We start from the raw sequence: 11619 nt of genomic DNA, 5'->3' as shown, positions 1-11619 counted from the left end.
ATCGCCGGAGGCTACAACCAGACCGAGAATATGCCGCGACGGCGCGCCCCCGCGGCGCTTTCGCTAAGATTTGTCGCATCGAAGCAACACAACGTTCAGCCTGAATACCGCGATTTTGTCGCCGGCACAGCGGCTTTAAGCAGAGTCCAACCCCCGGCTCGCATGCTGGCCCCAACAAGCACCGGATCCGTTCGCGCGTCATCGCGCAGGCAGAGTTCCGGGCACGGGGCGTCACATGAACATTCTCGCGCTGATGCGCGCATCATTTGCGGCGGCGGCCGTCAGCGCCGCCCTCGGACTCGGCCATCCCGCAGCGGCCGGCCCGGTCGGGCAGCCGCTGGGACTCGGGGTCGTCATCGACGATGCGGAACCGTTCGGCCTGATCAGAGCCGGCGTTGCAGCCGGCCCGCTGCGGACCAAATGGCTCGGACTGGCGCGCCAGCTCGAAGACGAGCGGGTACAGCTCGCCCTTTGCGACGGCGATCGCGACCGTTGTGTCTCGCCGGCCGCGTTGCGCCTGCTCGCGATCGTCGATCAGGGACGCGCCAGGGAAGGTCGCGCCCGCCTGGGTGAAATCAACCGTGCGATCAATCTCGCCATTCGGCCTATGAGCGATCTCGCTCAGTATGGCAAGACCGACGTCTGGGCGTCGCCGCTCGTTACCTTCGCGAGCCAGGCCGGCGACTGCGAGGACTACGCGATCGCGAAGTTCGTTGCGCTCCGGCTGGCGGGCGTCGCGTCGCAGGATCTGCGCATCGTCATTGTTCGCGACACCGCACGCGATGAGGATCATGCCGTCGTCGCGGCGCGCCTCGACGGACGCTGGCTGCTGCTCGACAATCAGCGGATGGCGATGGTCCAGGACGGCGACGCACGACAGGTGCAGCCGCGGTTCGTGATGGACGACACCGGCATCTCGATGCTTCAGGCCTCTGCCGTGATGGCCGAGGTGAGCAGCCCGCCGCGCGGCGGGCATGCGCCCGGCTCGGTGGCCGCCAACTGACGACCGTCATCCGCGACGGTATTGCTTCAGCCCTTAGTGACATGCACCGCCGGAACGGCGCCGCCGTTCCATTGGCCGTCGATGGCGCGCTCGATCTGGGCAGCCAGCTGCAGCAGCAGGCCGTCGTCGGCCTGCTTGCCGATCGCCTGGATGCCGAGCGGAAGGTCGTGCTCGTTGCTGGCGAGCGGCAGCGATATCGCCGGAATGCCGCAGAGATTCGCGAGCGGCGTGAACGCGAAGTTGCGCCACAGATTCCCGAACCAGTCGAGCACGTCGGGATTGTCGCTGATCGTCAGATATTCCGTGGTGCCGATCTTCGGCGTCGGCAACGCCGTGATCGGCGTCAGGATGATGTCCCACTCCTCGAAGAAGGCGCCGAAGGCGCGCGAGGTGGTGTTGAACACCGCCTGCATCGCCGCGCGCTCGGCGAAGCTCGTGCCTTTGCCGGCTTCCCAGATGCGGATGTTGATCGGCTCGATCAGGTCGGCCGGCGGCCGCTCGAGCTTGCGCGACGCGAGCAGGTTGTTGATGACGATCGCGAAGTTCGAGATGTAGCAGGTGGTCTGCGCGGCAAAGGCGGCGCGATAGTCGACGTCCGGCAAGGCGTAGCCGACGTGATGGCCGAGGCCTTCGAGAAATTTGCCGACGCGCTCGAGCTCGGCCGCGATGTGCGGCGTCGCGCGATAGTCGCCCCATTGGTGCGACAGCGCGATTTTCAGTTTGCGGGGGTCGCGCTTGATCAGATCGACATAGGGCTCCGGCGTGGTCCAGTACGGCATGAATTCGCCTGGCGCGCCGCCGCGGCAATGATCGACGAACGCGGCAGTGTCGCGCACACTGCGCGACTGGCAGCCCTGGATCGAGACCAGGCCGGAGAGATCCGACAGATGCGGCGCGATCGAGAACACGCCGCGCGACACTTTCAGGCCGATATTGCCGTTGACGCCGGCCGGAATGCGGATCGAGCCGCCGCCATCGGTGGCGTGCGCGATCGGCACCACGCCGGCGGCGACCATCGCCGCACTTCCGGCCGACGAGCCGCAGGTGGTGTAGTCGGTATTCCACGGATTGCGCGTGACGTAGACCGCCGGATTCTCAGCCGAGCTGCAGACGCCGAACTCCGGCGTCGTGGTGCGCCCCATCAGATTGAGGCCGGCCTTGCGCATCTTCGACGTCAGATGCGTGTCGGCGGCCGGACGGTTGCCGCGCATATAGAGCGAGCCCTGCTCCTGCAGGCGCCCGGCCATGGTCGGCCCGAGATCCTTCATCAGGAACGGCAGGCCGGCGAACGGACCATCGGCATTGGCACCCGCCTTGACGGGGTCCTCGATCGCGTCCGCGAAGACTTCCACCACGCCTGATAGTTTCGGATCGACCTTGGCAATGGCTGCGGCCGCCTGGCTCGCCAGCTCCGCCGCGGTTACTTCGCCGCTCCGCACACGTGCCGCCAGCGCCATACCGTCATGCCGGGCCCACTCGTCCCAGTTCATCGCCAAAGTCATTGTCATCCGATCCTTCGCGCCACCATCGTCGTTGTCTTGCGCGTGCCGGCGCGGACCTTAGTGGGCGGAGGCCCCAAGTCAATCGAGCGCGCTGCATGCCGCCAATACGGGCCATTCATGCGGAGAGGGACCGCCAGTCGCGCAGGTATCACCGCATGACTTGTGAGCGGGCAGTACCGAAAAGCGGGACCACATGTTCAGAACGTACACGGCCAGCGAGCCGGCGTCCGGTGAGGCCCAGCAACATTGACCCTGCTCAAGGCGGCCTTGTTGCACGCGTGGTGGATGGCGGCATGGAATTGTCGATCTTCGTTCTGTCGGCCGCGGCCCTGCTCGCAACACCCGGCCCGACCAATACGCTGCTAGCGACCGCGGGCGCCGGCCGAGGCGTCCGTGCGTCCGTTCATCTGCTGCTGGCCGAACTCTCCGGCTATCTGCTCGCGATCCTGACATTGCGCGTCGTGCTCGGTCCCGTCATCGCGACCACGCCGATCGTCGGGCACGCTCTGCGCGTCGCGGTCGTGCTGTACCTGCTGCACCTTGCGGTCGCGCTCTGGCGCCATGGCAGTGCGTCCGCCGCCGATGTCGCGCCGGTCACCTTCCGTCGCGTGCTCATCACGACGCTCTTGAATCCGAAGGCCATCATCTTCGCCTTCACGCTGCTGCCACCGGCAGACGAAGCCGCGCGCCTGCTGCCGTTCCTGATCGCGCTCGGCTGCTCGACCATGCTGATCGGTGGCGGCTGGATCGCGCTCGGCGCGACCTTGCGCCACGGCCTCGGGCGCGCCGTGCCGGCCTTGCTCGGCTATCGCTGCAGCGCTGCGGCCCTGGCGCTGCTCGCCTGCGTGATCCTCGCCCCGGCGCTCGCGCTGCCGTGACGCGGTTCCCCTTGTTACATTGTTGCTGATCGACAACACCGCAGCCCCCGTGCTATCCGCCAAGCGAACGGGGGCGCGGTGCGCATCATTGGCCGACCATATCCGACCAGTCGTTCCGGCCTGCTGCGCCGGATCGCGGCGGCGTGCGTGATGGTCGCCTATCTGCTTGCCGGCATGCTGCACGGCGCCTGCGATCTCGAGGTCGCGCACCCCTCTGCCGGCAAGGCCGAGATCACGTCGCTGCTCGACAAGGCCGGTCATTCCGATCCACGCGGGATCGCCGATCATCATTGCCATGGCTGCTTCTCCGCCGCCGTCCCGCAGCTGCAGCTCGCGGCGGTGCCGGCGGATATCGTCGCCGCGATCGACTGGCCCATTCCCGCGCTTCGCGCCGGCGTTCTGTCCGAGTCCGACTCGCCGCCGCCAAGGCACCTAATCTGACGCCACGCCGCGACGGCCCGCGCCGTCCATCATCGCTCGTCAAGACAGGTTCATCTTCATGCCATTCCCCGCGATGGCTGCACGCGCGATCTGCGCGGCAGCCCTACTGGCGCTGCCCGTGCATGCCGCCGCTGCGCAGACCCTGACCCTGCGCGAGGCGCTGTCGCGCGCCATCGCCGCCAACCCGCGGCTGTCCGCCGCGGAGCGCGACATCGGCATTGCCTCCGGCCAGCGGCTGCAGGCCGGCGCGCGGCTCAATCCGGAGCTCTCCTACGAGCAGGACAATTCGTTCGGCTCTGGCGCCTATCGCGGCACGCGATCGGCGGAGACCACCCTGCAGATCAGCCAGGCCTTCGAATGGTTCGGCAAGCGCGACGCGCGCATCTCCGCCGGCCAGGCCGGCGTGCGGGTGGCCGAGATCCAGCGTCAGGCGGTGCGGCTCGAGATATTGTCGGAGACGGCCGTTACCTTCGTGACCGTGCTCGCGACCCAGCGCCGCATTCAGATCCTCGACGACCAGGTCGCCGCCCTCGACCGGCTGACGCCCTTGCTGCGACGGCGGGTCGAGGCCGGTGCGTCCTCGCCGGCGGAAACTGGCCGCGCCGAGGTCGCCTCGGCGCTGGTGCGCGCCGATCGCGAGCGCGTCAAGGCAACGCTCGCGAGCGCACGGCGTGAGCTCGCGCTGCTCATCGGGGACAGCTCGGCAAAGTTCGTCTCGGTCACCGGGCGGTTCGACGCGACCGGCCGAGCGCCGTCCTTTCAGAGTGTCATCGCCGCGATCGACGCCAATCCACAACTGGCACGCTGGACCGCTGTCTACGCCCAGCGCAATGCCGAGCTGCTGCTGGCACGGCTGAAGCCGTACCCCGACGTGCGCCTCAGTGCTGGATGGCGGCATTACAACGACACGCAGGACGACGCCGTCCGGCTCAGCGTCTCCGTGCCGATCCCGGTGTTCGACCAGAACCAGGGCAACATCCTCTCCGCGCAGGAAAGCCTCGCCAAGACCGAGGCCGAGCGCAAGGCCAATCGCAACGCGCTGCTGGTGATCGCCGGCCGCGCCTACGATTCGCTGCAGGGCTCGCTGCGCGAATTGTCCGTCCTGCGCGAGATCGCAATTCCAAGGGCACAGGAGGCCGCGGACGAGATCGCGCAGGGCTACAGCGCCGGCCGCTTCACCTTGCTCGAGGTGCTCGATGCGCAGGCGAGCGTGGCGCAGGCGCGGCTGCGCGAGCAGGAGGCGCTGCAGAACATCCATGTCGCCGTCGCAACCATCGAGGGCCTGGTCGGCCGCCCCTTCACCCTGACACGGGAGACTGCGCGATGAAGACATTCACCGTCATTGTCGTTGCGATCCTCGCGGCCGGAGCCGGCGCCGGTGCGTCACGCCTCCTCGTCGACGCGGCGCCCCACACGGAGGCGACCGCTGGCCATGCAGAGCATGCCGAGAATCAGGAGCGCGCGCCGAAGGATCACGTCGAGCAGGACGAGCACGGCGCCGACCGCATCCGCATCGGCGACGTGAAGCTCGCCGCCGCCGGCGTCACCCTCGCCGAAGCGGGGCCGGCGACCTTGTCGGATACGCTGTCGTTCAACGGCGTGCTCCGTGCCAATCAGGAAGCGCTGGTGCAGGTGACGCCGCGCTTTCCCGGCATAGTCCGCGCCATCCGGAAGCGCATCGGCGACACCGTCGCGAGGGACGAGCTGCTCGCGTCGATCGAGAGCAACCAGAGCCTGACCGCCTATGATCTCAAGGCGCCGCTCGGCGGCACCATCATCGACCGTCAGATCTCGCTCGGCGAATACGCCTCCGAGCAGAAGCCGGCCTTCGTGGTCGCCGATCTCTCGACCATCTGGGTCGACCTGTCGATCTACCGGCAGGATCTGCGGCGGGTCCGGCTCGACGACGAGGTGCTGATCGACCCCGACGACGGCCGCGGCGAAATCCGCGGCCATGTCTCCTACATCGCGCCCGTCGGCGCCAGCGAGACGCAGACCGCGCTGGCGCGCGTCGTGCTGGCCAATGCCGACGGCCGGCTGCGCCCCGGCCTGTTCGTCACCGCGCGGCTGGTGCTCGCCAAGCGCAGCGTCGCCGTCGCGGTCCGCGCCAGCGCGATCCAGACGCTGGAGAACAGGACCGTCGTGTTCGTCCGCGAAGAGGGCGACAAGATCGAGGCCCGGCCGGTTGCGCTCGGCGAGTCCGATCCGACCTACGTCGAGATCCGCGACGGCCTCGCCGCCGGCGAGCATTACGTCGCCGAGAACAGCTTTGTCGTGAAGGCGGAGATGGGCAAGGGGGAGGCCGAGCATGATTGACGCGATCCTCGCCTTCGCCGTGCGCCAGCGCTGGCTGGTGCTGCTGATCTCGCTCGCAGCAATCGCGTTCGGCGCCTGGAATTTCACCCGGCTGCCGATCGACGCCGTGCCTGACATCACCAACGTCCAGGTCCAGATCAACACCAAGGCGCCGGGCTATTCGCCGCTCGAGACCGAGCAGCGCATCACCTTCCCGGTCGAGACCGCGATGGGCGGCCTGCCCCGGCTGGATTTCACACGCTCGCTGTCGCGCTATGGCCTGAGCCAGGTCACCGTCGTGTTCCAGGACGGCACCGACATCTACTTCGCGCGCCAGCAGGTCAATGAGCGCATCCAGCAGATCAAGGACCAGCTGCCGCCGGGCGTCGAGGTCGCAATGGGCCCGCTCTCGACCGGCCTCGGCGAGATCTTCATGTATGCGGTCGAGGCCAGGCCCGGCGCCAAGACGCCGGAGGGCGCCGACTATTCGCCGACGGATCTGCGCACCGTCCAGGACTGGATCATCCGGCCGCAACTGCGCGGCGTCCCCGGCGTGATCGAGGTCAACACCATCGGCGGCTTCGAGCGCCAGTTCCACGTGCTGCCCGATCCCGGCCGGCTGATGGCCTACAAGATCAGCTTCCGCGACGTCATCGCAGCCCTCGCCTCCAACAACGCCAATGTCGGCGCCGGCTACATCGAGCGCAATGGCGAGCAGTATCTGGTACGCGCCCCCGGCCAGGTCGGCAGCGCCGCCGAGCTGAAGGACATCGTGATCGGCGCGCGCGGCGGCACGCCGGTACGCGTCGGCGACGTCGCCGAGGTGATGGAGGGCCGCGACCTGCGCACGGGCGCGGCGACGCTCAACGGCGAGGAGACGATCCTGGGCACGGCGATGCTCCTGATCGGCGAGAACAGCCGCAGCGTCGCGCGGCGCGTCTCGGCCCGGCTCGACGAGATCGCAAAGTCCCTGCCCGAGGGCGTGATCACGCGCACGCTCTACGACCGCACCCACCTGGTCGAAGCGACGATCCGCACGGTCGAGAAAAATCTCCTCGAAGGCGCCGCGCTCGTGGTCGTCGTTCTGTTTCTCCTGCTCGGCAACTTCCGCGCTGCGCTGGTCACCGCCTGCATCATCCCGCTGTCGATGGCGATGACCGTCACCGGCATGGTGGAGAGCAAAGTCAGCGCCAACCTGATGAGTCTCGGTGCGATCGATTTCGGCATCATCGTCGACGGCGCCGTCATCATCGTCGAGAACTGTTTGCGGCTGCTGGCGCAGGCGCAGCACCGCAAGGGCGGCCTGCTGACAACCTGTGAGCGCCTTCAGACCATCGTCGCCGGCGCGCGCGAGGTGGTCGGGCCGAGCCTGTTCGGAACGCTGATCATTGCCGTCGTCTACCTGCCGGTGCTGACCCTGACCGGCGTCGAGGGCAAGATGTTCACGCCGATGGCGCTGACGGTGCTGATGGCGCTTGGCGCCGCCGTGTTGTTCTCGATCACCTTCGTGCCGGCCGCGGTCGCCATCTTCGTCAACGGAAAGGTCTCCGAGCAGGAGAACTTGATCATGCGCGCCGCGCGACGGATCTACGCGCCGCTGCTGCGGACCGTCATCGCCTATCGCCTGACGGTCGCCGCCGCGGCCGTCGGGATCATCGCAGTGAGCAGCGTTGCGGCCACGCGCATGGGCGGCGAGTTCATCCCGAGCCTCGACGAAGGCGACGTCGCGCTGGCGGCGCTGCGCATTCCAGGCACGAGTCTCACACTGTCCGTCGATCTGCAGAAGGCGCTGGAGGCGCGGCTGCGGCTGATACCCGAGGTGAAGGACGTCTTCACCCGCATCGGCACCGCCGAGGTCGCCACCGATCCGATGGCGCCGTCGCAAGGAGACGGCTACATCATGCTGAAGCCGCGCGCCGAGTGGCCCAATCCAGCGAAGCCGAAGGCGCAGCTCGTCGCCGAGATCGAGCAGGCCGCCGACGAGATCCCGGGCAGCAACTACGAGATCTCGCAGCCGATCCAGTTGCGCTTCAACGAGCTGATCTCGGGCGTGCGCAGCGATGTCGGCGTCAAGATCTTCGGCGACGATCTCGACATCCTGCAGGGCGCGGCACGCCAGGTCGAGGCCGCGATCCGCGGCGTCGCCGGCGCGACCGACGTCAAGACCGAGCAGGTGGCGGGCCTGCCGATCCTCAGCGTCAAGATCGACCGCCAGGCGCTGTCGCGCTACGGCCTCAGCGTCGCCGAGGTGCAGAACGTGGTCGAGATCGCGATCGGCGGCAAGGCGGTCGGCAAGCTGTTCGACGGCGACCGCCGCTTCGACATCGTCGTGCGCCTGCCCGAGCGCCTGCGCGGCAATCTCGACGCGATCCGCGCCATCCCGATCGCGCTGCCTGCCACCGACGACGCTAACGCAGCGCCGGTCCGCACCGCCTTCAACGCCGCCGCGCAGCCGCGCTACGTGCCGCTGTCGTCGGTCGCGGCCGTCGTCTCCGCGCCGGGACCGAACCAGGTCAGCCGCGAGAACGGCAAGCGCCGCATCGTCGTCTCGGCCAATGTTCGCGCGCGCGATCTCGGCTCGTTCGTCACCGAGGCGCAGGCCGCCGTCGCCGAGAAGGTGAAGCTGCCGCCGGGCTACTGGATCGGCTGGGGCGGCCAGTTCGAGCAGTTGGTCTCGGCCACCAAGCGGCTCACCATCGTGGTGCCGATCGCGCTCGCGCTGGTGTTCCTGCTGCTGTTCATGAGCATGGGCTCGCTCGCCGACGCGGCGCTGGTGTTCTCCGGCGTGCCGCTGGCGCTGACCGGCGGCATCGCCGCGTTGCTGCTGCGCGACCTGCCGCTGTCGATTTCGGCCGGCGTCGGCTTCATCGCGCTCTCGGGCGTCGCCGTGCTCAACGGTCTCGTCATCATCGCCTTCATCGAACGGCTGCGCCACGAAGGACGCTCGGTGATCGCAGCGGTGGAAGAAGGTGCCTTGGCGCGGCTGCGGCCGGTGCTGATGACCGCGCTCGTCGCATCGCTCGGCTTCGTGCCGATGGCGCTCGCGACCGGCGCCGGCGCCGAAGTGCAGCGTCCGCTCGCCACCGTCGTGATCGGCGGCATCATCTCCTCCACGGTGCTGACCTTGCTGGTGCTGCCCGCGCTCTACGTGCTCTTCCGGCGGGAGACCCGGGCGGCGTAATGCCGCGCTTTGCTGCGGCGCCCAAACATCGGATGTTAAACATCCGATGTTTGCCAAGGCCGTTTTCTCCGTGCTAGCCTTCGCGAAAGCAGACCTCGCAGACAGGTCGCATGGGGAAGGAACGCGAATTGGCCAGAGCGCGGCAGAGCACCGCAGGCCTCGTCAAGCCCGGCCGGATCAGGACCGTGCTGACGACGCTTGGCCGCGAGATCGCGCAAGACCTCATCCCCGTCGGCACCGCATTGCCGCCCGAGCCCGATCTCGAGGCGCGCTTCGGCGTGGGGCGCGGCGTCATTCGCGAAGCGATCAAGACGCTCGCCGCGAAGGGCCTCGTCAGCGTGCGGCCGCGCCATGGCACGCATGTGCTGCCGCGGCATGATTGGAGCCTGCTCGATCGCGACGTGCTGAGCTGGCTGGTCGGCCAGGACGAACCGAATCGCGATCTCCTGCTGGCGATCCAGGAGGTGCGCTCGATCATCGAGCCGGCCGCTGCGGCGCTGGCCGCCGAGCGCGCGACCAAGAACGATCGCTGGCGCATCAACACCGCGCTCGCAGCGATGGAGACCGCGAAGGATCTCTCCAGCGCGATCGCCGCCGACAAGGCGTTTCATCTCGCGATCCTCGACGCGACCCACAACCCGGTGCTGCAAGGCTTCCGCGGCGCCGTCGACACCATTCTCAGCACCGTCTTCCTTGTCGCCGTCGGCAGCGCCGGCTGGTTCAAGGACAATCTGCCGAACCACGCCGCCGCGGCGCGCGCGATCGACGAAGGCAATCCCGAGAAGGCGCGGACAGCGATGGAGCGTGTGCTCGGCTACACCAAGTCGCGGCTCGCGACCCGGCGCAGCGCGATCGCCGCGGCCTCGCGCAAGCGCGAGCGGGGCAGCGGAACCGCGAAGAAGACCGAGCGAAAACCAAAGAGGAAGCGCGATGTATCGTGACATGAAGGGATCGACGCATGTGCTGGCGTCGCCGGAGATCGCCGTCGTGGCGATGCCGACGGACGAGCGGGTCTGGGTGCCGCAAGCCAAGAACGTCTGGTTCCGGCCGCTGATGCTGAACACGCGACAGGGACAGTGGTGCAATCTGCTGCGCGTCCGCAAGTCGGGCGTGCTGTCGCGCCATTTGCATCCGAACCCGGTCCACGGCTTCGTGCTCAAGGGCAAATGGTTCTATCGCGAGCACGATTGGGTGGCGACCGAGGGCTCCTACGTGTTCGAGCCGCCGGGCGAGATCCACACGCTGACGGTGCCCGACGACACGCCGGAGATGATCACCTTCTTCAACATCCAGGGCTCGATGATCTATCTCGACGAGCAGAACCGTCACACCGGCTATGAGGACGTCTTCACCAAGATCGACATGTGCCGCGCGCATTATGCCGAATGCGGTCTCGGCGCCGACTATGTCGACCAGTTCGTGCGCTGATGACCGGGTCTGATCCCATCGCGGCCGACCTGTCAGGCGCCTGGGCCTCGCAATGGTATGCCGGCCGCCGCGTGCTGGTGACCGGCGGCACCTCGGGCATCGGCGCGGGAATCGCGCGCGGCTTCCTGCAGGCGGGCGCCGAGGTGATCGCCGTCGGGGTCAGCGACGGCGAAATCGCCGCCGCGGCCGCCGATCCGCTGCTCGGGCAAGCCAGGCTGCAGCGCCTCGATGTTCGCGACGACGCGGCGGTGCGCTCGCTCGCCAGTTCGCTCGAGGCGCTCGACGTCGTCGTCAACTGCGCCGGCATGATCCGCCGCGGCGACGAATTGCAGCCGGAGGTCTTCGCCGATGTCGTCGACGTCAACCTGACCGGGTCGATGCGGATCTGCGCCGCAACGCGCCCGCTGCTGGCGCGCTCCAAGGGCGCGATCGTCAATCTGGCGTCGATGCTGTCGTTCTTCGGCGGCGGCCTCGTGCCGGGCTACGCCGCGAGCAAGGGCGGCATCGCGCAGCTGACGAAATCGCTCGCGATCGCCTATGCCGCCGACGGCATCCGCGTCAACGCGATCGCGCCGGGATGGATCGCGACGCCGCTGACGGCGGCGCTGCAGGCTGATCCGGCGCGCGCCAAGCCGATCCTCGATCGCACCCCGCTCGGGCGCTGGGGGACTCCGGCCGATCTGCTCGGCGGCGTGCTCTATCTCTGCTCGCCGGTGGCCTCGTTCGTCACCGGCACCGTGCTGATCATCGATGGAGGCTATGCGATCACCTGACGAGCGACGAAGCCGCGACACCCAGAAGCGCGGCGCGTCATGACGAGACGCCAAATGACGGAAGCAGGATGACTCAGGGAGGTGACGTTCAGGTGCAGGCCAGTGTGAAAACCAGGTC

The 11619-nt window shown here is 68.1% G+C and carries 10 protein-coding genes; 9 read left to right on the top strand and 1 reads right to left on the bottom strand.

Annotated elements, in window-relative coordinates; all coding sequences use genetic code 11:
- Positions 1 to 235 precede the first annotated feature (235 nt).
- Positions 236 to 1003 carry a transglutaminase-like cysteine peptidase gene (locus ACQR1B_RS03410; protein WP_434831238.1) on the top strand — a complete coding sequence of 256 codons (768 nt, stop codon included), beginning with the start codon at positions 236 to 238 and terminating at the stop codon, positions 1001 to 1003.
- Positions 1004 to 1029: 26 nt separating this feature from the next.
- Here ACQR1B_RS03410 and ACQR1B_RS03405 read toward each other — a convergent pair whose 3' ends face one another.
- The gene (locus ACQR1B_RS03405; protein ID WP_434831598.1) at positions 1030 to 2505 is read right to left on the bottom strand and encodes an amidase; all 1476 of its coding nucleotides are present in this window, start codon (positions 2503 to 2505) and stop codon (positions 1030 to 1032) included.
- Positions 2506 to 2798: 293 nt separating this feature from the next.
- Between ACQR1B_RS03405 and ACQR1B_RS03400 the strand changes: the two genes are divergently transcribed.
- The 8 genes from ACQR1B_RS03400 (at position 2799) to ACQR1B_RS03365 (ending at position 11501) form a co-directional block, all read left to right on the top strand.
- Positions 2799 to 3383 carry a LysE family translocator gene (locus ACQR1B_RS03400; protein ID WP_434831239.1) on the top strand — a complete coding sequence of 195 codons (585 nt, stop codon included), beginning with the start codon at positions 2799 to 2801 and terminating at the stop codon, positions 3381 to 3383.
- Positions 3384 to 3533: 150 nt separating this feature from the next.
- Positions 3534 to 3824, top strand: coding sequence for a hypothetical protein (locus ACQR1B_RS03395; RefSeq protein ID WP_434831240.1), 291 nt, complete (start codon positions 3534 to 3536; stop codon positions 3822 to 3824).
- A 58-nt stretch (positions 3825 to 3882) separates the two neighbouring features.
- The gene (ihpA, locus tag ACQR1B_RS03390; protein WP_434831241.1) at positions 3883 to 5151 is read left to right on the top strand and encodes a divalent metal ion exporter subunit IhpA; all 1269 of its coding nucleotides are present in this window, start codon (positions 3883 to 3885) and stop codon (positions 5149 to 5151) included.
- Positions 5148 to 6140, top strand: coding sequence for a divalent metal ion exporter adaptor subunit IhpB (gene ihpB, locus ACQR1B_RS03385; protein ID WP_434831242.1), 993 nt, complete (start codon positions 5148 to 5150; stop codon positions 6138 to 6140). Before ihpA ends, ihpB begins: the two co-directional genes overlap by 4 nt.
- Positions 6133 to 9300, top strand: a complete 3168-nt coding sequence (locus tag ACQR1B_RS03380; protein ID WP_434831243.1) for an efflux RND transporter permease subunit — start codon at positions 6133 to 6135, stop codon at positions 9298 to 9300. Before ihpB ends, ACQR1B_RS03380 begins: the two co-directional genes overlap by 8 nt.
- A 128-nt stretch (positions 9301 to 9428) precedes the next feature.
- Positions 9429 to 10241, top strand: a complete 813-nt coding sequence (locus tag ACQR1B_RS03375; protein ID WP_434831244.1) for a FadR/GntR family transcriptional regulator — start codon at positions 9429 to 9431, stop codon at positions 10239 to 10241.
- On the top strand, positions 10231 to 10728 hold the full coding sequence (locus ACQR1B_RS03370; RefSeq protein WP_434831245.1) for a 2,4'-dihydroxyacetophenone dioxygenase family protein: 498 nt from the start codon (positions 10231 to 10233) through the stop codon (positions 10726 to 10728). The genes ACQR1B_RS03375 and ACQR1B_RS03370 overlap by 11 nt, the downstream gene beginning before the upstream one ends.
- The gene (locus ACQR1B_RS03365) at positions 10728 to 11501 is read left to right on the top strand and encodes an SDR family NAD(P)-dependent oxidoreductase (RefSeq protein WP_434831246.1); all 774 of its coding nucleotides are present in this window, start codon (positions 10728 to 10730) and stop codon (positions 11499 to 11501) included. The genes ACQR1B_RS03370 and ACQR1B_RS03365 overlap by 1 nt, the downstream gene beginning before the upstream one ends.
- The last annotated feature ends 118 nt before the right edge of the window (positions 11502 to 11619 follow it).

This window comes from Bradyrhizobium oligotrophicum, assembly GCF_051168495.1.
Lineage (GTDB): Bacteria > Pseudomonadota > Alphaproteobacteria > Rhizobiales > Xanthobacteraceae > Bradyrhizobium > Bradyrhizobium oligotrophicum_A.
The sequence above is the reverse complement of the archived record's forward strand: the minus strand, read 5'-3'. Positions and strand labels throughout refer to the sequence as shown.

Excerpts from the sequence above, each read along its gene's own strand:
- ACQR1B_RS03410 (WP_434831238.1), top strand. The coding sequence starts at position 236 with ATGAACATTCTCGCGCTGATGCGCGCATCATTTGCGGCGGCGGCCGTC.
- ACQR1B_RS03405 (WP_434831598.1), bottom strand. The coding sequence starts at position 2,505 with ATGACTTTGGCGATGAACTGGGACGAGTGGGCCCGGCATGACGGTATG.
- ACQR1B_RS03400 (WP_434831239.1), top strand. The coding sequence starts at position 2,799 with ATGGAATTGTCGATCTTCGTTCTGTCGGCCGCGGCCCTGCTCGCAACA.
- ACQR1B_RS03395 (WP_434831240.1), top strand. The coding sequence starts at position 3,534 with ATGGTCGCCTATCTGCTTGCCGGCATGCTGCACGGCGCCTGCGATCTC.
- ihpA (WP_434831241.1), top strand. The coding sequence starts at position 3,883 with ATGCCATTCCCCGCGATGGCTGCACGCGCGATCTGCGCGGCAGCCCTA.
- ihpB (WP_434831242.1), top strand. The coding sequence starts at position 5,148 with ATGAAGACATTCACCGTCATTGTCGTTGCGATCCTCGCGGCCGGAGCC.
- ACQR1B_RS03380 (WP_434831243.1), top strand. The coding sequence starts at position 6,133 with ATGATTGACGCGATCCTCGCCTTCGCCGTGCGCCAGCGCTGGCTGGTG.
- ACQR1B_RS03370 (WP_434831245.1), top strand. The coding sequence starts at position 10,231 with ATGTATCGTGACATGAAGGGATCGACGCATGTGCTGGCGTCGCCGGAG.
- ACQR1B_RS03365 (WP_434831246.1), top strand. The coding sequence starts at position 10,728 with ATGACCGGGTCTGATCCCATCGCGGCCGACCTGTCAGGCGCCTGGGCC.